This is a genomic window from Micromonospora sp. NPDC002389, assembly GCF_040296095.1.
GTDB lineage: Bacteria > Actinomycetota > Actinomycetes > Mycobacteriales > Micromonosporaceae > Micromonospora.
Window position 1 is genome coordinate 354,098 of sequence record NZ_JBEOWP010000006.1, and the last position, 21,527, is coordinate 375,624.

The 21,527-nt window shown below is 71.8% G+C and carries 14 protein-coding genes; 5 read left to right on the forward strand and 9 right to left on the reverse strand.

The features are described from left to right. Nucleotides 1-112 precede the first annotated feature (112 nt). Both ABT008_RS14595 and pulA read left to right on the forward strand, forming a co-directional pair. Entirely contained in the window at nt 113-748 is a 636-nt protein-coding gene (locus ABT008_RS14595) for a cellulose binding domain-containing protein (protein WP_350696626.1), read from the forward strand. A 145-nt stretch (nt 749-893) separates the two neighbouring features. Then, nucleotides 894-6,392 carry a pullulanase-type alpha-1,6-glucosidase gene (pulA, locus tag ABT008_RS14600; protein ID WP_350696628.1) on the forward strand — a complete coding sequence of 1,833 codons (5,499 nt, stop codon included), beginning with the start codon at nt 894-896 and terminating at the stop codon, nt 6,390-6,392. Between the two features lie 70 nt (nt 6,393-6,462). On the opposite strand, the gene ABT008_RS14605 is transcribed toward pulA, so the two are convergent. The 3 genes from ABT008_RS14605 to ABT008_RS14615 form a co-directional block, all read right to left on the reverse strand. Continuing rightward, a complete protein-coding gene (locus ABT008_RS14605; protein WP_350696629.1) occupies nt 6,463-8,112 on the reverse strand; it encodes a right-handed parallel beta-helix repeat-containing protein in 1,650 nt (549 codons plus the stop codon). Between the two features lie 290 nt (nt 8,113-8,402). Continuing rightward, on the reverse strand, nt 8,403-10,043 hold the full coding sequence (locus ABT008_RS14610) for a right-handed parallel beta-helix repeat-containing protein (RefSeq protein WP_350696631.1): 1,641 nt from the start codon (nt 10,041-10,043) through the stop codon (nt 8,403-8,405). A 289-nt stretch (nt 10,044-10,332) separates the two neighbouring features. Further along, the gene (locus ABT008_RS14615) at nt 10,333-11,814 is read right to left on the reverse strand and encodes an aminopeptidase P family protein (protein WP_350696632.1); all 1,482 of its coding nucleotides are present in this window, start codon (nt 11,812-11,814) and stop codon (nt 10,333-10,335) included. A 112-nt stretch (nt 11,815-11,926) separates the two neighbouring features. Between ABT008_RS14615 and asnB the strand changes: the two genes are divergently transcribed. Further along, nucleotides 11,927-13,888, forward strand: coding sequence for an asparagine synthase (glutamine-hydrolyzing) (asnB, locus tag ABT008_RS14620; RefSeq protein ID WP_350696633.1), 1,962 nt, complete (start codon nt 11,927-11,929; stop codon nt 13,886-13,888). A 63-nt stretch (nt 13,889-13,951) separates the two neighbouring features. Here the strand turns inward: asnB and ABT008_RS14625 are convergent, their stop codons facing one another. Next, on the reverse strand, nt 13,952-15,037 hold the full coding sequence (locus ABT008_RS14625) for a lytic polysaccharide monooxygenase auxiliary activity family 9 protein (RefSeq protein ID WP_350696801.1): 1,086 nt from the start codon (nt 15,035-15,037) through the stop codon (nt 13,952-13,954). A 416-nt stretch (nt 15,038-15,453) separates the two neighbouring features. Between ABT008_RS14625 and ABT008_RS14630 the strand changes: the two genes are divergently transcribed. Next, nucleotides 15,454-16,389, forward strand: a complete 936-nt coding sequence (locus tag ABT008_RS14630) for a carbohydrate kinase family protein (protein ID WP_350696635.1) — start codon at nt 15,454-15,456, stop codon at nt 16,387-16,389. A gap of 10 nt (nt 16,390-16,399) precedes the next feature. Here ABT008_RS14630 and ABT008_RS14635 read toward each other — a convergent pair whose 3' ends face one another. Together ABT008_RS14635 and ABT008_RS14640 are read right to left on the reverse strand one after the other, a co-directional pair. Next, a complete protein-coding gene (locus tag ABT008_RS14635; RefSeq protein WP_350696637.1) occupies nt 16,400-17,230 on the reverse strand; it encodes an MBL fold metallo-hydrolase in 831 nt (276 codons plus the stop codon). Further along, nucleotides 17,227-17,631 (reverse strand): thioesterase family protein, encoded by a 405-nt coding sequence (locus ABT008_RS14640; RefSeq protein ID WP_350696639.1) that lies wholly within the window; start codon nt 17,629-17,631, stop codon nt 17,227-17,229. The genes ABT008_RS14635 and ABT008_RS14640 overlap by 4 nt, the downstream gene beginning before the upstream one ends. A 162-nt stretch (nt 17,632-17,793) precedes the next feature. On the opposite strand from ABT008_RS14640, the gene ABT008_RS14645 reads away from it, so the two are divergent. Further along, entirely contained in the window at nt 17,794-18,822 is a 1,029-nt protein-coding gene (locus tag ABT008_RS14645) for a phosphatase PAP2 family protein (RefSeq protein WP_350696640.1), read from the forward strand. Between the two features lie 10 nt (nt 18,823-18,832). Here the strand turns inward: ABT008_RS14645 and ABT008_RS14650 are convergent, their stop codons facing one another. The 3 genes from ABT008_RS14650 to ABT008_RS14660 form a co-directional block, all read right to left on the reverse strand. After that, a complete protein-coding gene (locus tag ABT008_RS14650; protein WP_350696641.1) occupies nt 18,833-20,356 on the reverse strand; it encodes a PH domain-containing protein in 1,524 nt (507 codons plus the stop codon). Between the two features lie 230 nt (nt 20,357-20,586). Further along, entirely contained in the window at nt 20,587-21,108 is a 522-nt protein-coding gene (locus tag ABT008_RS14655) for a PH domain-containing protein (RefSeq protein WP_350696643.1), read from the reverse strand. Nucleotides 21,109-21,240: 132 nt separating this feature from the next. Beyond that, the gene (locus ABT008_RS14660; RefSeq protein WP_350696644.1) at nt 21,241-21,471 is read right to left on the reverse strand and encodes a hypothetical protein; all 231 of its coding nucleotides are present in this window, start codon (nt 21,469-21,471) and stop codon (nt 21,241-21,243) included. Between the last annotated feature and the right edge of the window lie 56 nt (nt 21,472-21,527).

A 21,527-nucleotide genomic window follows, 5' to 3' on the forward strand; every position in this document is an offset into this window, starting at 1 on the left:
GTTACGCTTGCCCGGCTGCCCGCTGAGGAGATTCATGTCCGGTATGCGTCGCGCTCCGCGTCATCTCTCACCATCGCCCGGTCCCGCCGTCGCGTCCTCGCCCTGGATCCTGATGTCGATCGGCCTGCTCGCCATGGTGATGCTGTTCGTCATCGCGATCGGGGCGTACCGGGGACCGGGCCCGGAGTTCGATCCCGGGCCTCAGGGACCGGCCGCCGCCCCACCCATCCCCGAGCGCGCGTCCTCGGCCGGACGGGAGGCGGCGAGCCCGCCGGCGCCGGCGGTGCCCGGGCTCTCGCCGCGCAAGACCGACCCGCCGAGCGAGGCCGGCACCACCTCGCCGGAGCCGTCGCCGCCGGTTGTGCCGTCCCCGGAGCCGTCGCCGGTGGTGCCGTCGCCGCCGCGGAGCAGCGCCCCGCCGGTGGCCAAGCCCGCCCCGATCGAGGCGCAGTACCGGGTGATGGACACCTTCCAGGGCGGCTTCATCGCCGAGGTGTTGATCCGCAACACGTCGCGCAGCGACCTGGGGTGGGTGGCGCGGGTGGAGTACGCGGGCGGTCGGGTGGTGACCGCGTGGCTGGAAGGGGTCCCGCAGGGCACGTTCGACGGGCGCCGGGGCACGCTGACCTATCGCAGTGGTCCCCACCTGTCGGCGGGTGCCTCGGTGGCGCTGCGCTTCCACATCGAGTTCGCCGATCCGTCGCCGAGGAACTGCTCCGTCTCGGGGAGCGCCTGTAGCCGTCGGTGACTCCCGGTCCGTCGATCACGGGCGGCCACCGATTCTCCTCTTTGCGCAAGAGACTGCTCTGTTGCCGCCATGTTTGCAAGGTATTGCAGAATGTTTCGGCAAGGGCTAGCGTGCGGGCCAATCAGCAGCCAGAGGAAGGCCGTCGATGAAACCCCCGCCGCTGTCGCGTAAGGCCCTGCTCGCGTTCGTCTTCCTGCTCACCCTGACGCTGGCCGGCGCGCCGGTCGCGGTTCCCGAGAGCGCCACCGCCGCCGGTCGCTCGACCACCGGGGCGCCCAGCGCCACCGGCGCGGTCACCTGGCCCACCGAGCCGTCCGCGGCCGCCCTGCTGGCGGCGGGCACCGACGAGCGGGCGACGGCGGAGCAGTTCTACTTCGTGCTGCCGGACCGGTTCGCCAACGGCGACCCACGCAACGACCGGGGCGGCCTCACCGGTGACCGCCTCAGTACCGGCTACGACCCGACGGACAAGGGCTTCTATCAGGGCGGCGACCTCAAGGGACTGATCGAGCGGCTCGACTACATCGAGGGGCTGGGCACCACCGCCATCTGGCTCGCCCCGGTCTTCGCCAACCGTCCGGTGCAGGGTGAGGGCGACGACGCGTCGGCCGGCTACCACGGCTACTGGATCACCGACTTCACCCAGGTCGACCCGCACTTCGGCACCGCCGCCGACCTCAAGCGCCTGGTCCAGTCGGCGCACCGGCGCGGCATCAAGGTCTATCTCGACGTGATCGTCAACCACACTGCCGACGTCATCAGCTACGCCGAGAACCGGCAGACCTATGTGGACAAGGCCACCGCGCCGTACCGGGACGCGCAGGGGCGGCCCTTCGAGGACCGCAACTTCGCCGACGGATCGCGACCCTTCCCCGAGGTGAACACCCGGTCCTTCCCGTACACCCCGACCTTCCGGACCCCGGCGGACGCGACGGTGAAGGTGCCCTCCTGGCTCAACGACCCGACCATGTACCACAACCGGGGCGACTCCACCTTCGTCGGCGAGAACAGCGAGTACGGTGACTTCGTCGGGCTCGACGACCTGTGGACCGAGCGGCCCGAGGTGGTCCGGGGCATGACGAAGATCTACGCCGACTGGGTACGCTCCACCGGTGTGGACGGCTTCCGACTGGACACCGTCAAGCACGTCAACATGGACTTCTGGCCGCAGTTCAGCCAGGGCGTCAACCAGGCCGCGGCGCGCGCCGGCAAGCCGGACTTCTTCATGTTCGGCGAGGTGTACAGCGCCGACCCGGAGATCGCCTCCAGCTACGTCCGGCAGGGCGGACTGCCGGCCACCCTGGACTTCGGCTTCCAGGAGGCGGCGCGCGGCTTCACCGCCGCCGACGGCTCCGCCACCGTGCTGGCCGACCTGTACGCCCGCGACGACCTGTACGCCGCCCGGGACACCGACGCCGGGCGGCTGCCCACCTTCCTCGGTAACCACGACATGGGCCGGATCGGCTCGTTCATCGTCAACGGCGACACCGACCCGGCCACCCACCTGCGTCGCGATCAGCTCGCCCACGAGCTGATGTTCCTCACCCGTGGCCAGCCGGTCGTCTACTCCGGCGACGAACAGGGCTTCACCGGCGCGGGCGGGGACAAGGACGCCCGGCAGCCGATGTTCGCCTCCCGCACCGCCGACTACCTCGACGACGACCTGCTGGGCACCGACCGCACCCACGCCCAGGACCAGTTCGACCGGGCGCACCCGCTGTACCGGACCATCGCCGGGCTGGGCCAACTTCGCAAGGCGCATCCGGCGCTACGCGACGGTGTGCAGGTGACGCGGCACGCCGCCGACGGCGCGGGCGTCTTCGCCTTCTCCCGGTTCGACCCGCGCGACCGCACCGAGTACGTGGTGGCGGTGAACAACGCGCCGACCGCGCAGACTGTCACCGTGGACACCTGGTCGGCCGGCGCCACCTTCACCGCCGTCTACGGCGCCACTGGTCGGCGGGCGACCGCCGGTGACGGCACCCTGACCGTGACCGTGCCCCCGCTGTCGGCGGTGGTGCACCGGGCCGGTCGGCCCGTCGCGCTGCCCGCCGCCAAGCCGGGCCTGACCATCACCACCCCGACGGGTACGCCGGTGGCCACCCGGGCCGAGGTGACCGCACAGGTCAGCGGGGACCCGCTGGCCACCGTCACGATGGCGGCCCGGGTGGCGGGCGGCACGTGGACGCTGCTCGGCTCCGCGCACCGGGCGCCGTACACGGTGCACCACGATCTGACCGGGCTGGCCGCCGGCACGACGATCGAGTACAAGGCGGCGGTCCGGGACGCCCGGGGCCGTACCGCCACCGCTCGCTCCACCGCCACCGTGGGCACCCCACCGACCGGCTCGTCCCGCGACTGGCTGGTGGTGCACCACCACCGCCCGGACGGCGACTACGACGACTGGGGCCTGTACGCCTGGGGCGACATCGATCCGGCGTACGCGACCGAGTGGCCGCAGGGTCGCCCGTTCACCGGCACCGACTCGTACGGGCGGTTCGCCTGGGTGAAGCTCAAGCCGGGGGCGACGTCGGTCGGCTTCCTGGTGGTCGACGCGGACGGCAACAAGGACGTCGAGAACGACCGGACGGTGGACGTGACGCGCACCGGCGAGGTCTGGGTCAAACAGGGTGACCCGGCCACCTATCCGAGCCGGGAGGAGGCCGCCGGGACACCGGCACCGCCGGTCGAGGAGGGCGTGGCGGTGATCCACTACCACCGGCCGGACGGCGACTACGACGGCTGGGGACTGCACCTGTGGGACGGCGCGGCCACGCCCACCGACTGGGCCCGGCCGATGCCGCCGACCCGGATCGACTCGTACGGGGCCGAGTTCCGGGTGCCGCTGGCCGACGGCGCGACCGGGCTGAGCTACATCCTCCACTCCGGTGACACCAAGGACCTGCCGCAGGACCAGCGACTCGACTTCGCCGAAGCCGGCCGGGAGGTCTGGCTGCTCGCGGCGACACCGGGTCGGCTGCTGCCGCCGACGACCACCGGAGACAGCGGCGGCGACACCGACATCACCCGCCAGACGGCGCACTGGATCGACCGAGGCACCGTCGCCTGGCGGACCGGTCCCACCGACGGTCGGGCGTACGCGCTGGTGACCGCGCCCGCCGGTGGGGTACGCGTGGTCGACGGCGACCTGGTCGGCACGTACACCTCGGTGCCCTTGACCGCACGTCGCAACGGGCTCACCGAGGCGCAGCGCGACCGGTTCCCGCACCTGTGGGACCGGCGCGCCTTCACTCTGGACAAGCGGGACCTGGCCAAGGTACCGGCGGCACTGCGCGGGCAGGTGCTGGTGACCGAGCGGGCCGCCGACGGCACCCTGCTCGGTGCCACCGGCGTGCAGCTCCCCGGGGTGCTCGACGACGTCTACGCCCCGGCCACCACCGCCCGCCTGGGCGCCACCTTCACCGGCGGCGTGCCGTCCCTGGCGGTGTGGGCGCCGACCGCGCGGACGGTGTCGCTGGAGCTGTTCGACTCGCCCACCGCCACGCCGCGCGTGGTGGCGATGCGCCGCGACGACCGCACCGGTGTGTGGTCGGTGCGCGGGGCGCGGGACTGGACCGGCACGTACTACCGGTACCGGGTGCAGGCGTGGCAGCCGGCGGCCCAGCAGGTGGTGACCGCCTCGGTCACCGACCCGTACTCGGTGGCGCTGGCGGCGGACTCCACGCACAGCCTCATCGCCGACCTGACCGACCCGAAGCTGGCACCGGCGGGCTGGTCGACGCTGCGCAAGCCGACCGCGGTGCCGCCGGCCAAGGTGCAGATCTCCGAGCTGTCCGTGCGGGACTTCTCGATCGCCGACAGCACCGTGCCGGCCGAGCGTCGCGGCACCTTCCTCGCCTTCACCGACCCGGGCACCGCCGGGATGCGGCACCTGAGGTCGATCGGTGACGCCGGGGTGACCCACCTGCACCTGCTGCCCGTGTTCGACTTCGCCACCATCCCGGAGCGGCGTGCCGACCAGCGTCAGCCCGACTGCGACCTGGCCGCCGCCCCGCCGGACTCCGAACGCCAGCAGGAGTGCGTCGCGGCGGTGAAGGACACCGACGGCTACAACTGGGGGTACGACCCGCTGCACTACACCGTCCCCGAGGGCGGGTACGCCGTCGACCCGGACGGCACGCGCCGGACCGTGGAGTTCCGGCAGATGGTGGCCGGAGTCAACGGCGCGGGCCTGCGGGTGGTGCTGGACGTGGTCTACAACCACACCTCGGCCGCCGGCACCGACCCTCGTTCGGTGCTCGACCAGATCGTCCCGGGCTACTACCACCGGCTGCTCGACGACGGCGCGGTGGCCACCTCCACCTGTTGCGCCAACACCGCGCCCGAGCACGCCATGATGGGCAAGCTGGTGGTCGACTCGCTGGTCACCTGGGCCAGGGAGTACAAGGTCGACGGGTTCCGCTTCGACCTGATGGGCCACCACCCGAAGGCCAACATCCTGGCCGTCCGCGCCGCGCTGGACCGGCTGACCGTGGCCCGCGACGGTGTGGACGGGAAGAAGATCCTGCTCTACGGCGAGGGTTGGAACTTCGGCGAGGTGGCCGACGGCGCGCGGTTCGTGCAGGCGACCCAGGCCAACATGGCGGGCACCGGGATCGGCACGTTCAACGACCGGCTGCGCGACGCGGTGCGCGGTGGCGGCCCGTTCGACGAGAACCCGCGCCACCAGGGCTTCGCCTCCGGTCTGTTCACCGACCCCAACGGCGACCCGGTCAACGGCTCGGCGGCCGAGCAGCGTACCCGGCTGCTGCATCAGCACGACCTGGTCAAGGTGGGCCTGACCGGCAACCTGCGCGGCTACCGGTTCACCGACTCCGGCGGCCGGGAGGTGACCGGGGCGCAGGTGGACTACAACGGTTCGCCGGCCGGGTACACCGACGCGCCGGGCGAGGCGATCACCTACGTCGACGCGCACGACAACGAGATCCTGTACGACGCGTTGGCCTACAAGCTGCCGCAGGGCACCTCGGCCACGGACCGGGCCCGGATGCAGGTGCTGGCGCTGAGCACGGTGGTGATGGGTCAGGGCGCCGGGTTCGTGACCACCGGCACCGAGCGGCTGCGGTCGAAGTCGCTGGACCGCAACTCGTACAACTCGGGGGACTGGTTCAACCAGATCCGCTGGGACTGCACGCAGGGCAACGGGTTCGGCATCGGGCTTCCGCCGGCCGAGGACAACCGGGACAAGTGGTCGTACGCCCGACCGCTGCTGGCGGATCCGGCGTTGGTGCCGGACTGCGCGGCGATCGCGCTGACCGACGCCCGGTACGCCGAACTGCTGCGGATCCGGGCCTCCACGCCGGCCTTCGGGCTGTCCACCGCACGGGAGGTGCAACGGCGGGTCGCCTTCCCGCTCTCCGGTCCGGCGGAGACGCCCGGGGTGCTCACCATGACCCTGGACGCGCGTGGCCTGGGCGGGCCGTGGCGATCGGTGACGGTGGTCTTCAACGGCACCCCGCAGGCGGCGACGCAGCAGGTCGACGCGCTGCGTGGGGCGGACGTGTCGTTGCATCCGGTGCTGCGTTCCTCGGCCGACCCGGTGCTGCGTACCGCGTCGTTCGCGCGTTCCAGCGGCACGTTCGAGGTGCCGGCGCGCAGCGTGGCGGTCTTCGTGCAGCGGTAGCGACGCGGACCGGCCTCCCACCGTCAGTCGGTAGGAGGCCGGTCCCCGGCCAGGGCCGGTGTCACCACTGTCAGCCGAAGCAGCCGTCCGGAACCACCGGGCTGCCGAGGCAGTTGGTGGGGCGGTTGTCGGTGACGGTCGACTTGTCGTCCAACACCACGCCGTCGTTGGTGGTGAAGACACCACCCGGCTTCTTCGTGGCGAAGTTGTGGGCGACCTGGGTCTTGGTCAGGTAGACCCAGCCGTTCTTGTTGAAGATCCCCCCGCCGGTGGCGTGCGGGCCGACGGCACGGTTGCCGGTGACCTCGCTGTGCCGCAGCGTGGTCTTGCTCTCGTCGTTGAACAGGCCGGCGCCGAAGAAGCCGGCGACGTTCTCCTTGATGCTGCTGTCGTCGACCGTGGCGGTGCTCTTGTCCACCACCGCCAGGCCGCCGCCGACACCCGCGGTGCTGTTCTTGGCGACCGTGGTGTGGGCCAGGGTGAGCTGGCTCTTCTTGGCACCGAGGAGGCCGCCACCGGCGATCAGCGCGGTGTTGTCGGAGATCTTCGAGTGCTTGACGATGGCCTCACCGCCGATGTCGAGGATGCCGCCACCGAAGCCGGTGGTCTCGTTGCCCTCGATCTCCGACTTCTCGACGAACAACGTGCCGTTGTCGAAGCCGGCCGGGTGCAGCTTGTCCTTGTGCGGCTTCAGCTTGACCAGTCCGTTGGAGATGCCGGCGCCGCCGATCACCGCCTGGTTGTCCGCCACCGCCGACTTCTCGAGCTTGAGCACCCCGACGTTGAGGATGCCGCCGCCGAAGAGGAAGGCGGTGTTCTCGTCGACCAGGCTCTCGCTGATCGTGGTCTGGCCGTAGTTGGCCACCGCGCCACCGCTGGCACCGGACTGGTTGGCGACGAACTCGGTCCCGTGGACATCCGCCCGGCCGCCCGGCTGCACCAGCAGGCCCGCGCCGTCGAAGAAGCCCGGCTGCCACGTCCCCTTGGCCTCGACCTCGGCCAGCCCGTCGGACTCCCACTCCTCGCCGACGGTGGTGGCTTCTGCCGGTGCGGCTGCCGGTGCCTTCGGCGCCGCCTGCAGCGCGGTGGTCAGCGGCTTGCCGCCGTCCAGCGCCGCGGTGGCCTCACCGGAGCCCGAGAACTGCGACCACGCCTCGTGCGGCGCCGGTGCCGACAGCTTCTTGTGCGGCGCGGTCTGCCCGCCCTTGATGGTCAGTCCCTTGAGGGTCAGTTCCCCGCCGGGGCCGACGTTGAGGATACGGAACGAGTCGGCTGTGGCGTCCCGTTCGATCTTGGTCTTCTTGCCCTTGAGGGTGATCGGCTGCTTGATCTCCGGCAGACCGTTGCCCCACTTGTCGTGCCGGGTCAGCTTGTAGGTGCAGTGCTCGGCCAACTCGAGCGTCGCGCCGTTGCGGTTGTTGGCGAGCGTGATCGCCTCGATCAGCTTGTCGGTGTCGCAGGGCACCTCCTTCCCCCGCTCGTCGTGCCGGTCGCGGTCCTTCTTGCCGCCGCGGTCGTCGCTCTGGTGGCCGTCCTTGCTGACCTGCTGGGCGGTCGACCACTTCACGTTCTCACCAGTGACCGCCCCGGCCCCGGCGACGCCGACCGCGGCAATGCTGACCACGCCGGTCAGCCCGGCTACACCGCTGGCGACCCAGAGCTTGCGGCGACGCTTCGACGCAGTCGGCCGATCATCATCGTTCGGTAGGTAGTTGGACATCGGAGCTCTCTGCCCTCTCGTCGTACCAGAGGAGGCCGCTCCGCCACAGGCGGGCGTCCCCCGCTACAAAACGGTTGTAGCTCCCGAAACCCAAGGTATGAGAACCTTCCTCACTTCGAAGGCAAATGCGAAATGAACCCACATTAGGTTCGTTTGCCGCGCTCTGGGGCACGCTGGTGCTGATCCGGGTCGATCCACCTCGCGGGCCCCGTCACGGGCGAGGGCTCCTCCGGGCCACCGGGTGGTGGCCCGGAGGAGCCCCCGGTTATGTGGTGTCGCTCTACTCGTGGTCAGCCGAAGCAGCGGTCGGGGACGACCGGGCTGCCCAGGCAGTTCGTGGGCCGGTTGTCGACGACGGTCGACTTGCTGTCGATGTCGACGCGGTCGTTGGTGGTGTAGATACCGCCCGGCTTCTTGGTGGCGAAGTTGGCGGCCACCTTCGTCCGGATCAGGCTGACCTTGCCGCCGTCGTTGAAGATGCCGCCGGCCCGCGCGTGCTCGCCGACCGCCTGGTTGCCGAGGACCTCGGTGTCCCGCAGCACGGCGAGGCCGAAGGTGAACAGGCCGCCGCCGTCGGAGTCGGAGACGTTCTCCTTCACCAGGCTGTGCTCGATGACCGCCTTGGCTCCCTTGGCGACGCCGACCCCGCCGGCCCGGCCCTCGGTGGAGTTCCTCGCGACCAGGGTGTGCGTGAGGGTCAGTTGGCTGCCCGTGTCGGCGAGCACACCGCCCACGTCGGAACCTGCGGTGTTGCCGGTGATCTGGCTGTGGCTGACCGAGGTGGTTCCGCCGTTGTCGGCCAGGCCGCCGCCGTCGCCCGCGGTCCGGTTGTGGCTGACCTCGCTCTTCACGACGAAGACGGTGCCGGCCTCGAACCCGTTCTTGCTTGACGAGCCGTTGGCGAGTCCGCCACCGCCGTACTCGGCGCTGTTGCGCGACAGTTCGGAGTCCTCGATCTTGAGCACCCCGCCGTTGAAGACGCCACCGCCGAAGCCACCGGCGCTGTTGCGCTCGATCAGGGTTCCGGCGACGCGGGTGGTGCCGAAGTTGGCGATCGCGCCGCCGTCACCGGCCGCGTGGTTCTGCACGAAGACGCTGTGCTCGACGACGGCGCTACCGCCCTGGTGAACCAGGAGGCCGGCACCCTCGGTGGGCGTGTGCCCGTGGCCGTCGGTGGGCCACGGCGTCGGTGTCGCAGCGGCGCCGGGCTCGGCCGTCGTGGCCGCCGCCTCCGGCGCGGCGGCACGTGCGCCGTTCGCCGGCTCGGTCGATCCCCACCGCACGCGGTCCTTCGAGCGGTCCTTCTGCTGCTCGTCGGCGAGTTGGCCGCCCTTGATGGTCAGGCCCTTGAGGGTCAGCTCCCCGCCCGGTCCGACGTTGAGAATGCGGAACGGCTTGGCGGTGGAATCCCGCTCGATCCTGGTCTTGTCGCCCTTGAGCGTGATCGGCTGGTTGATCCTCGGCAGCCCGTTGCCCCACTGGTCGTGCCGGGTCAGCGTGTAGGTGCAGTGCTCGGCCAGCTTCAGCGTGGCGCCGTCGGTCCGATTGGCCTGCGTGATCGCGTCGATCAGCTTGTCGGTGTCGCAGGGCACCTCCTTGACGCGTTGCCGACCCTCGCCCTTGCCGCCGCGCTCCTCCTTGCCGTGCCGCTCGTCCTTGTCGTTCCGGTTGCCCTCGGCGGCCTTCTCACCGCCGATGTCCTCGGCCTTGCCCGTGTCGCTGACGTTCTGTTTGGGCGCGGACGCCTGCGTGTTCGACGTCTGCTCGGCTCCGCCGGACTTCTGGTCACGGGCGGCGAGGCCGCCCACCGCCGCCAGGCCGACGACCCCGGTCAGACCCGCCACACCGGCGGCCACCCAAAGTTTGCGTCGTCCTCGTCTCGGTGCGGCCATCGGGCCCTCACCGTAGGGAGTCGTTAGGTCATTGGACATCAGAGCTTTCCGCCCTTTCCTGCTACCAAACAGGCTCGCGCCGTCCCAATGCAGCGCGAGAAGCTACAAATCGGTTGCAGCCTCCGATGACCACCGTATGAGAAGGATCCTCGCGAGAAGGGCGTATCCGAAAAAACCCCGCATTACCCTCACTTCGGGCACACGACGGTCAAGTCAGCCCGGGTGGGAAGCGGGTGACCCGTACGAACACCGAAGGCCCGGCCCGGCGGGAACGCGACGTCGCGTCGCGGTCCGCCGGGCCGGGCCCTTCGGTGTGGTCGTGCCGGAGTCAGCCCGGCAGGCGGGGTCCCGCCTCGCGCTGCTCGGCAAGCCAGGTCTCCACCTCGTCGGCCCGACGCGGCAGGCCGGCCGACAGGTTCGCCGCACCGGCCGCGGTGACCAGGACGTCGTCCTCGATCCGGATGCCGACGCCCCGCAGCTCCTCCGGCACCAGCTCGTCCTCCGGCTGGAAGTACAGCCCCGGCTCGACGGTGAGCACGTAGCCCTCGCCCAGCGTGCCGTCCCGGTACATCTCCTTGCGGGCGTGGGAGCAGTCGTGCACGTCGATGCCGAGCATGTGCCCGAAGCCGTGCAGCGTCCACCGCCGGTACACGGTCGACTTCTCGTCCATCGCCTCGTCCACACTCACCGGCAGCAGCCCCAGCTCGGCCAGCCCCTCGGCGAGCACCCGCATGCAGGTCAGGTGGACATCCTTGAACGTCACGCCGGGCTTGATGAACTCGATGCCGGCCTGCTGCGAGGCGTACACGATGTCGTAGACCTGGCGTTGCAACGGGGTGAACCGGCCGTCAACCGGCAGCACCCGGGTCACGTCGGCGGTGTAGAGGTGGTGCCCCTCCACGCCCATGTCCATCAGCAGCAGCTCACCCGGACGGGTGACGCCGTGGTTGTGCACCCAGTGCAGGATCGTGGCGTGCTCGCCGGCCCCGACGATCGAGCCGTACCCGACGTCGTTGCCGTCGTGCCGGGCGCGCAGCGCGAAGACGCCCTCCAGCAGTCGCTCCGAGACGCCCCGGTCGGCCGGCAGCACCCGGGCCACGTCCTCGAAGCCGCGTACCGTCGCGTCGATCGCGTCCTGGAGCTGGGCGATCTCCCACTCGTCCTTGACCAGCTTCAACTCCGAGACGGCGATCGCGAGTTCCCGGTCGCGGGCCGGCTGGCCGTCGGCCCGGGGCCCGTCGTACGGGCGCACGGCCGAGTCCACCGAGGCGTCGAACCCGCGCAGCACCCGGGTACGCGCCGGGGCCAGGTCGCCCAGCGCCGCCTCCAGTTCGGTCAGGTCGGCGGTGGGCAGCCCCAGCTCGGTCGACTTCTCGGCCAGGGTGTGCCGGCGGCCCACCCACAGTTCACCGTGGCGGCTGCGGAAGAACTCGTCGGTCTCCCGTGAGGAGCGGGGGCGCATGAACAGCGTGGCGTCGTGCCCCGAGCCGTTGGGCCGCAGCACCAGGACCCCGTCCGGGTCGTAGTCCCCGGTCAGGTACGCGAAGTCGCTGCCCGGGCGGAACCGGTACTCGGTGTCGTTGGCGCGGACCTTCTCGCCGCCGGTGGGGATCACCAGCGTCTCGCCGGGGAAGGCCGCGGAGAGGGCCGCGCGGCGCTTGGCGTAGTTCGGTACCTCCGGCCGGGGGCCGACCGGCAGCCCGGTGTCCCGCCACCCCTGCCGCATGAACGACAGGAACGCCGGGGGGAAATCCGGGTCGTGCGACTCCGTGCCGTCGGCCGGCTTGCCGTCGGTGCGTTCCTCTGTCATTCCCCGCTCCCTTCGCCGCATCGCTGGTGCCGACGGTACCCCGAAACCCGTTCCGGTCCAGAGCCCGGCAGTGCTGCGACGCCCGAACCGGACGCGTGGAAAGATGACGGCCATGTGCGGACTCCTGGCCTTTTTCAGTGCCCGCGGCGACGCCGCCGCCCACCGCGACAACATCGCCGCAGCGCTGGAATGCCTGCACCACCGCGGCCCGGACGAGACCGGCGTCGAGGTGGTCGGGGACGCCTCCGGCCGGTACGCGGACGGGGTGTTCGCCCACAAGCGGCTCGCGATCATCGACGTGGCGCTCAGCCACGAGCCGCTGCCCTACGCCGACGGCCGTTACCTGCTCACCTTCAACGGCGAGATCTACAACTACATCGAGCTGCGCGAGGAGCTGATCCGCGACTACGGGGCCCGGTTCGCCACCAACGGTGACGGCGAGGTGATCGTCGCCGGTTACCACTACTGGGGCGAGCAGGTGCTCACCCGGCTGCGTGGCATGTTCGCCTTCGTCATCTGGGACCGGCAGGAGCGCCGGGCGTTCGGCGCCCGCGACTACTACGGCATCAAGCCGCTGCACTACCTGGAGACCGCCGACGGGCTCTACCTCGCCTCGGAGAAGAAGGCCCTGCTGCCGTTCGCGCAGTCCGCGTACGCCGGGGACGCCGGGGTGGACACCGCGAACCTGAGCCACTACCTGACCCTGCAGTACGTCCCCGAGCCGGGCACCCTGCACAAGGGGATCAGCCGGATCGGTTCGGGCGAGTACCTCACCTGGACCCCGGGCGGCCGGATCGACGTGCGGCGCTGGTACCGGCCGGTGTTCCGGCCCGGCCCGGTCGCCGACGAGCAGAAGCTCTACCACGAGATCCGTGAGACGCTGCGCGAGAGCGTCCGCATGCACATGCGCTCCGACGTGCCGGTCGGGTCGTTCCTGTCCAGCGGCATCGACTCCACCGCGGTGGTGGCGCTGGCCCGCGAGTTCAACCCGAACATCCTCACCTTCACCGTCGGCTACGACGTGCCCGGGTACTCGGAGATCGACGTCGCCCAGGAGTCGGCCCGCCACCTCGACGTGACCACGATCCCGACGAAGATCGGGCCGCAGGACATGATCGACGCGCTGCCGAAGATCGTCTGGCACCTGGACGACCCCGTGGCCGACCCGGCGCTGGTGCCGCTCTACTTCGTGGCCAAGAAGGCCGCCGAGCACGTCACCGTGGTGCTCTCCGGCGAGGGCGCGGACGAGTTCTTCGGCGGGTACACGATCTATCGCGAGCCGCTGTCGCTGAGCAGCGTCAACGGGCTGCCCGGCGGGGTCCAGAAGGGTCTGCGGGCGGTCTCCAAGGCCATCCCGCAGGGGGTCAAGGGCAAGAGCTTCCTGGAGCGCGGCACCACGCCGCTCGAGGAGCGCTACTACGGCAACGCGCGGATGTTCACCGAGGAGGAGAAGCGGCACCTGATGCGTCGTTACGACCCCTCGGTGCGCTACACCGACGTCACCGCGCCGATCTACGCCGAGTGCACCGAGCTGGACGACGTCACCAAGATGCAGTACGTCGACCTCTACACCTGGCTGCGCGGGGACATCCTGGTCAAGGCCGACCGGATCTCCATGGCGCACTCGCTGGAGGTGCGGGTGCCCTTCCTCGACCGCGACGTGTTCGAGGTCGCGGCGAAGATCCCGGTCGACCTGAAGCTGCCGCCCCGATCCGACGCCACCAAGTACGCCATGCGCCAGGCGTTGCAGGGCGTGGTACCTCCGGCCATCGTCAACCGCAAGAAGCTGGGCTTCCCGACCCCGACCCGGGTGTGGCTGCGCGGCGAGATGTACGAGTGGGCCCGGCACGTGCTGAGCACCTCCGGCGCCGGTGACCTGCTCGACCTGTCGTACGCGCTGCGCCTGCTGGACGAGCACAAGCGCGAGGAGGCCGACCACTCCCGCAAGGTGTGGACGGTCCTGATCTTCTGCGTCTGGCACGCCATCTTCGTGGCCAAGACGCTGGACCCGGGCATCCAGCGCAACCAGTCCGCGCTGCTCACCAAGCCCGTCGTCGGGTCCATGGTGCGCTGACCTCAGACACGGACGAGCCCCCCTGCGGAAGTCCGCAGGGGGGCCGTTTCGCGTTCGACCGCGTCAGCGGGCGGCGCAGGTGGCCGTCGGTAGTGAGGTGCTGCTACCGCTGGCCAGGAAGCCGAACGTCGTGCTGCTGTTGACGCCGAGGCTTCCGTTGTAGGCGACGTTCGTCGCGGACACCGTCGACCCGGACGAGGTCTGGGTCGCGTTCCAGACCTGGCTGATCTGCTGGCCGCTCGGCCAGGTCCAGCTCGCGGTCCAGCCGTTGAGCGCTGCGGTGCCGTTGTTCCTGACCTCGACCTCGCCCTGGAAACCACCGGACCAGGTGCTGGTCACCCGCAGGGTGGCAGCGCAGCCACCGGTGCCGGCCGGCGGGGTGGTGGGCGGAGGCGTGGTCGGCGGCGGGGTGGTCGGCGGAGGCGTGGTGGGCGGCGGGGTGGTGGGCGGCGGGGTCGTGCCGCCACCGATCCCGGTCACCTCACCGTTGCCGCCGTCGAAGGCCACGTCGGAGCAGCCGAAGAAGTTCTCCTGGCTGTCCGAGCGGACCCACCGCGAGTAGATGATGTGCCGGCCGGTCTTGTTGGCCGGCAGGGTCCCGGTGAAGTAGTAGTGGCCGTCGTTGGTGCCGACCGCGCCGCGCTGCGGCGGGTTGGTCACCGTCAGGAACGGCTGCTCCTCCAGGTCGCTCCAGGCCAGCGCCCGGGTCGGGCTCCAGCTGTTCTTGGTCACGTAGAAGTAGAACGTGCCCGGGTGGTGCGCCCAGTTGCTGTACCGGAACTCGATGGACCGGCCGGCGGTCAGGTGGGTGATCGGCCAGTCGTTGCGGGCCAGGTCGAAGCCGCGGAAGCCGGTGGCGCCGCCGCTGCACAGCTGGCCGTCGGGGATGAAGCCGGTGGTCCGCCCGTTGGCGTCCGAGCGCAGCACGCTGAACCAGTTGTACAGCGAGTTGGCACCGGACTGGGCGACCGCGGCGGAACAGGCCGGGTTCTGCGGCCGGATCTCACCGGTGGGGGAGAGGCCGTCGCGCCAGCACAGGAACGTACGGGCGCCCGGCGTCATCGCCGCGCCGTGCGCGGCGGCCGGATCGGGACTGGCCGTCACGGCGACGACCGCGCTCGCGGCGAGAGTGACGGCCGCGAAGAACATCGCGGCCAGACGAGGTCGGTGCACAGGTTCTCCTGACTCGCGGGGCACACCGTGCGGGGTGGCCCCGCCGAAGCGCGCGGGAGGGTGAGAGTTCGCTCCCGCAGCTAGGGGCGAATGCGACGATGCGGCGACGTGTGCACGGGGTCTATGCCCTCCCGGCACGATGCCGCCAGTGATGTGTCGACGCGTGTGTATGCCCTCGCGTGTCCATGACCCGGCACCGATGACGCGCAGCCCCCGCGCCATCCGGCACCACCATCCCAGCATGCCGACGCCGTCGATGCAATAGCTGTTCCTCGATGTGCGCGATGCCGGCTCGCGTCGGCCGGTGCCCGCCAATACCGTGGCGTGCACGCCCGGCGGCAGATCGCTGTGCCAGCCTGGGCGGCAGCGGACGGCCGACGGAAGGGACCGGGATGGGATACGCGGTGGTGCTCGGCGAGGCGCTCGTCGACCTGCTCGACACCGAGAGCGACGGCGGGCCCGTCTTCCGGCAGGCCGTCGGCGGCGGCCCGCTGAACGTGGCCGTCGGCATCGCCCGGCTCGGCGGCGCGGTGCAGTTCGTCGGCTCGCTCGGCGACGACGTGCTGGCCGGACGGATCCGTGCCCTGCTGGCCGCCGAGCGGGTCGGGACGGTCGGGACGCGCACCGCCCCGGTGCCGACCACGTTGGCCGTCACCACCTTCGCCGGCCCCGAGCCGGACTTCCGTTTCTACGGCGACCCGCCCTCCTACGCGCTGCTCACCGCCGACGACGTCGACGCGACGCTGGTCGAGGGCGCCGACGTGCTCTACTGCGGGTCGATCGTGCTGCTGGAGCCGGCCACCCTGGCCGCCGCCCGTCGGGCCTGGTCGCTGGCGTCCGGGCTGCGGGTGTTCGATCCCAACGTCCGTCCCCGGCTGCTGGACGGTCCGCAGGCGCTGACCGAGCTGCGCGGGGTGGTCGCCGAGTTCGCCGCCGGTGCGCACCTGGTCAAGCTGAGCGCCGCCGACGCGGAGCTGCTCTACCCGGGCGAGCCGGTGGAGTCGGTGGCGGCGTACCTGCGCGAGGTGGGGGCGGGCACCGTCGTGGTAACCCTGGGCCCCGAGGGCGCGGTGGTCGCCGCCGCCGGCGCCGATCCGGTACGCGTACCCGCGCCGAGGGTGGACGCGGTCGACGCCACCGGCGCGGGCGACTCGGTGATGGCCGCGCTCGTCGCGGACCTGCTCGTCGACGGCGAGCCCACCGAGCCGGGCGGCTGGACCGGGCGGGTGGCCTTCGCGCTACGGGTCGCCGGGCTCGTCTGCGAACGGCCGGGCGGGGCCGTGGCCATGCCGACCCGGACGCAGGTGCGCGAGCGCTTCGCCGACTGAGGGCGCCGGATCAGGCGGTGCCGTCCAGCTCGGCGTAGCCACGGCGGGCCGCGATCAGCGCCGGACGGGCCGGGAAGGGTGCCTCGGCGGCGACCCGCTCCGGCGGCGCGCTGCCGGTGTGCCCGGCCCGGATCAGCCAGGCCAGCTCGGCCAACTGGGCGTGCTGTGCCCGGACGAACTCGGCGTCGACCGGCTCACCGTGCCCGGGCACCACCACCGTCGCCGGGGTGCTCCACCGCAACAGCTCGGCCACCGCGTCGGGCCACTGCAACGGGAAGGAGTCCTCGAACGCCGGTGGGCCGGACTGCTCCACCAGGTCACCGGCGACCAGCACGTCGGCGTCGGGCACCTGCACCACCAGGTCGGCGTCGGTGTGGCCGCGCCCGGGGTGCCGCAGCACCACCTGCCGGCCGCCGACGTCGAGGGCGGCCTCGGTCCGGACCGTGCGGGTGGGGGCCAGCAGCGGCGTGTCGGCCAGTTCGGCGGCCAGCTCCGGATGCTCGTCGCGCAGTTCCGCGTACGCCTGGCGGCGCAGCCCGTCCGGGTCGCCGCGCATCGCCTCGGCGGCGAGGTCGTGTGCCCAGACCGGGCGGGGCGGGTCGGCGGCGAACGTGGCGTTGCCGAACCAGTGGTCGTAGTGGTGATGGGTGTTGACGACCGTCAGCGGATCACCGGTGACCGCCCGGACGGCGGCGGCCAGTTCGGCGGCCTGCCGCGCGCTGGAGAGCGTGTCGACCAGCAGCGCCTCGCCGGCACCGCAGACCAGCGTGACGTTGACCGCGAGCAGGGGCTCGCGCAGCACGTGCACCCGGTCGGCGACCTCGACGAAGCGGACGGTCATGACGGTCGGCCGGCGCGTTCGACGAACCGCTGCCGGTCGACCACCACCCGCTCCACCCGGCCCTCGGCCACCCGCTGTCCGCCCTCGGTCACCTCGACGTCGAAGACCAGCCGGCGCCGGTCGACCGTGGCCAGGCTGGCCTGCGCCACCACCGTACGGCCCACCGGCGTGGCGGCCAGGTGCGTCAACTCGACCCGGGTGCCCACGCTGGTCGAGCCGGCGGGCAGGTGGGGCGCGCTCGCCGCCACCGTCGCCGCCTCGGCCAGCGCCAACACCCGAGGGGTGCCGAGCACCGGCACGTCACCGGAGCCGACCGCCTCGGCGGTGTCGGCGTCGGTGACGGTCAACTCGACCCGGGCGGACAGACCCGGAGTCAGGGCGAGATCCGACTGCGCCTGCATGGCCACAGCGTAGGGGCTCGCCGCGTCCTCGGCGACGCGTGCCGCCGGATGGCCCCCGTCCGGCTCCGCTTCGCCGCGCCGACGTCGGTGCCGACACGGCGGCGCGGCACGCAGGTGGTCCTGCGTGGGACGCCACAGGGTGCGCCGTTAACCTTGTCCGCGATGTCTGCCGTGACCGACCCCCAGCCCCCGGCCCCGACCGAGCCGTCCGCCTCGCCCGACGGCGGTCGCCGCCGCGTGATCGCGATGTCGGTGTGGAGCGTCGCCTTCGTGGCGGGCTGGCTCGTCATCGGCCTGCCCACCGACCCGCTGTACGCGTTCTTCTGGATCTGGGCGGGGACCATCGCCTGGAACTCCGCCCGCCCGTGGCGCAGTCACCTGCGCTTCGCCCGGGACTGGGTGCCGGTGGTGCTGCTGCTGGTCGCCTACAACCTGTCCCGGGGCTTCGCCTATCACGACGGGACGGTCCCGCACGCGTACGAGCTGATCCTGGCGGACCGGCTGATGTTCGGCTGGGCCATGGACGGTCAGGTGCCCACCGTCTGGTTGCAGCAGCATCTCTACCACCCCGAGGTGCGGTGGTGGGACGTACTGGTCAGCTGGGTGTACTTCTCGCACTTCGTGGCGGCGCTGGCCGCCGCCACCGTGCTCTGGATGCGGGAGCGCAGCCGCTGGGCGGCCTTCATGCGGCGCTGGTTCTTCCTCTGCGCCACCGGCCTGGTCACCTACTTCCTGTACCCGGCCGCGCCGCCGTGGTGGGCGGCGCAGAACGGGCTGATCGAGGAGGTCGCCCGGATCTCCACCCGTGGCTGGCGGGCGTTCGGCATGCACGGCGCCGGCAACCTGCTCAACGCCGGCCAGCTCGCCTCGAACCCGGTGGCCGCGATGCCGTCGCTGCACACCGCCTTCGCGCTGTTCGTGGTGCTGTTCTTCCTGAACAGCGTCCGACGCCGGTGGTGGCCGCTGCTGCTGGCGTACCCGCTGGCGATGACCTTCACCCTGGTCTACAGCGGCGAGCACTACGTGATCGACGTGCTGGTCGGTTGGGCGTACGTCGGAATGACCTTCCTGGCGGTCGGCGCGGCCGAGCGGTGGTGGGCCCGACGCAAGGCCCGCCGGGCCGCCACCGACCCACCCCCGGACGACCGGGACGCACCGGCCGAACCACCGGTGGTCCCGGCCACCCGCTGACCGGCGGCCGTCAGCCGCGACGGGCGGCCTCGCCCCGGGCGGTCAGCTCGGCCGCCAGCGCCCAGGCGTCGGCGACGTCGCGGTCGACGGCCGCCGCGCCGGCCCCACCGGCGGTGTCCACGTGCACGGTCGCCAGACCGAGCAGCCGCTGGATCGGGCCCTGCACCACCCGGACGCTCTGGAACCGGGCGTACGGCACCATGGTCAGTTGACGGGTGAGCAGCCCGGACCGGACGGCGAAGACCTCGTCGGTCAGTCCGGCGCCGAGCACCTGACGGCTCAGCGGGTTCACCCAGCGGGCCCGGCTCGGCGGCGGGACCAGCGGCAACGACGCCAGGGTGACCCCGGGCAGCACCTCGGCGAGGATCGTCTCCCCGGTCGCCAGGTCCCCGACCGGCAGCAGCCGGTCCGGCCGGTTGCGCTGGTCGGGCTCGCCCGCCGCGTAGCCCGCCACCTCAAGGCGCATCCGCAGCCAGCCCTTCATCCGCCAGAGCAGCGGCCAGGTCATCCCCACCGTCTGCACCCGGTGCAGCGGCACCGTCTGCACCCGCGTCTCCAGCAGGCCGTTGCGGATGCGCAGCCGGTCGGCGTCCCGCGCGAGCTGGAACCGCCAGTCATCGAGCACCCGACGAACGGGTTGCAGCAGGATGCCCGCCATCGCGGTCAGCGTGCTCGCCACCGCGATGAACGACCACGATCCCTCCGACAGGAACTGCACGGTGACGAAGGCCACGCCGAGCGGCAGCAGGAACGCCTGCGGCGTCAGCAACTGGCTGATCAGCAGGTCCCGGTTCTCGACCGCGTGCAACGGCCGTCCCGGCGGCGGGCCGGCTTCCTCGCCGGCCGTCGTCTCCGGCTGCTGATCCGCTGGCCCGCCCGCCACCGCTGCTCCCGTCCGGGCCTGGGCGACGGCCGGCCCGCCCGCGAGCGCCAGCAGCCGCTGGCGCAACGCCGACGCCTCGGCCACGCTGAGGTACGCCAGCGGTGCCTCCGTCTTGCCGCCCCCGACCACCTCCAGCCGTAGTTCGGCAAGGCCGGTGAGCTGGGCCAACAGCGGGCGGACCACCTCGACGGCCTGGAGCCGTTCCAGCGGGATGGCCCGGGTCCGCCGCCAGAGCAGCCCCTCGTGGATGCGCAGTTCCCGGCCCACCACCTGGTAGCCGGTGTAGTACCAACTGATCACGGCCAGCACGGTGGCGCCGAGCGCGAGCACGATCACCATGGCCACGAACCACCCGAACCCGACCCGGGACAGCGTCGACCAGGACAGTCCGGCGATGACCACGGCCAACGACTTCGCGCCGTGCAGCGCCGGGCTCAGCGGATGCAGCCGCTGCCGCTCCTGCGCCGCGTCCGGCGACCCGCCGGGCGGGTACCCCGGCCCGACGGGATACGGCGGGTACGGCGCGCCGTGCGGGTAGGGCGCTCCCGGCGGGTACAGGATCCCGGGCGGGTACGGCGCGCCCGGTTGGTGGGGTCCGCCGTGCGGGTACGGCGCGCCCGGCTGGTGTGGCCCGCCCTGTGGATGCGACATCCCGTGCGGATACGGCGTGCCCGGTTGGTGGGGCGTCGCCTGCGGGAACGGCGTGCCGGGGGTGACGGGCGGGGCGGATGGCGCGGGCCCAGCCGGTGGTCCGCCCTGGGTCTGCTCCGGTGGCGGTACCGCCGAGGTGTCCGTGTCGGGTGGTCCCGGATCGGTGACCGGTGGCGCCAGGTCGCCCGTGCGGGGCTCGGGTCGGTCCGGTGCCGCCCCGACCGGGCCCGTCACAGCCCTTCCGCCCGGTCCTCGCCCAGCGCGGTGAGCCGATCCCGCAGCCGGGACGCCTCGGCCGGACGCAGGCCCGGCACCCGCGCGTCGCTGGCCGCCGCCGCGGTGTGCAACTGCACGGTCGCCAGGTCGAACGCCCGCTCCAACGGGCCGGCGCTGACGTCGACGAACTGCATCCGGGAGTACGGGACGATGGAGAGGCGGCGCACCAACAGCCCGTGCCGGACCAGGAGATCGTCCTCACGTTCGGCGTAGCCCCAGGCGCGTACCGCGCGGACGATGGTCACCGCCCGCCAGACCGCGAACAGCAGCACGGCACCGAGCGCCGCGCCGAACGGCCAGGTGCCGCTGAGCGCCCAGCCGATGCCGATGCCCATCGAGACGACGACCACCACGGCCGACAGGCGCAGCAGTTCCACCCAGATCAGGTCGGACGAGATCGACTGCCACCGTACGGTGTCCGGCCAGGGCTCCAGCGGACCGGACGACACCGAGGCGTTCGGGGCGTCATCGTTCACCGAGCTGATCTTTCGTTCGCGGCTGCGGGGCTCGCAAGCTCACTCCTCGCGCTCACCGAGCTGGCCCCGTTCGCGGCTGCGGGGCTCGCAAGCTCACTCCTCGCGCTCACCATGAAAGTCCGTTGTACGCGTTCACTCTTCGAGCGTAGGCGATCCCGGGAGCGGGGTGACCTCACGCAGGAAGCCCCGCGCGGTGAGGAAGTCACCGAGAGACGGGCGGTGGAGTTCGCAGGCGAGCCAGGTCTTGCGCCGTTCCGGCGTGTGCAGGCGGGGATTGTTCCAGCGCAGTGCCCACCCGGCGGGGGTGCGACACCCTCGGGCCGAACAGATCAGAGCCTCGACGGGAGTGTCGGAATCGTCCATCGCACCCAGTCTAGGGCGAGGGGAAAGAGTGAGCGCCGGGCGGCCACGGGGGAAGC

Excerpts from the sequence above, each read along its gene's own strand:
- pulA (WP_350696628.1), top strand. The coding sequence starts at position 894 with ATGAAACCCCCGCCGCTGTCGCGTAAGGCCCTGCTCGCGTTCGTCTTC.
- ABT008_RS14610 (WP_350696631.1), bottom strand. The coding sequence starts at position 10,043 with ATGTCCAATGACCTAACGACTCCCTACGGTGAGGGCCCGATGGCCGCA.
- ABT008_RS14650 (WP_350696641.1), bottom strand. The coding sequence starts at position 20,356 with ATGTCGCATCCACAGGGCGGGCCACACCAGCCGGGCGCGCCGTACCCG.
- ABT008_RS14625 (WP_350696801.1), bottom strand. The coding sequence starts at position 15,037 with ATGTTCTTCGCGGCCGTCACTCTCGCCGCGAGCGCGGTCGTCGCCGTG.
- ABT008_RS14615 (WP_350696632.1), bottom strand. The coding sequence starts at position 11,814 with ATGACAGAGGAACGCACCGACGGCAAGCCGGCCGACGGCACGGAGTCG.
- ABT008_RS14595 (WP_350696626.1), top strand. The coding sequence starts at position 113 with ATGTCGATCGGCCTGCTCGCCATGGTGATGCTGTTCGTCATCGCGATC.
- ABT008_RS14605 (WP_350696629.1), bottom strand. The coding sequence starts at position 8,112 with ATGTCCAACTACCTACCGAACGATGATGATCGGCCGACTGCGTCGAAG.
- ABT008_RS14645 (WP_350696640.1), top strand. The coding sequence starts at position 17,794 with ATGTCTGCCGTGACCGACCCCCAGCCCCCGGCCCCGACCGAGCCGTCC.
- ABT008_RS14640 (WP_350696639.1), bottom strand. The coding sequence starts at position 17,631 with ATGCAGGCGCAGTCGGATCTCGCCCTGACTCCGGGTCTGTCCGCCCGG.
- asnB (WP_350696633.1), top strand. The coding sequence starts at position 11,927 with ATGTGCGGACTCCTGGCCTTTTTCAGTGCCCGCGGCGACGCCGCCGCC.
- ABT008_RS14635 (WP_350696637.1), bottom strand. The coding sequence starts at position 17,230 with ATGACCGTCCGCTTCGTCGAGGTCGCCGACCGGGTGCACGTGCTGCGC.
- ABT008_RS14630 (WP_350696635.1), top strand. The coding sequence starts at position 15,454 with ATGGGATACGCGGTGGTGCTCGGCGAGGCGCTCGTCGACCTGCTCGAC.
- ABT008_RS14660 (WP_350696644.1), bottom strand. The coding sequence starts at position 21,471 with ATGGACGATTCCGACACTCCCGTCGAGGCTCTGATCTGTTCGGCCCGA.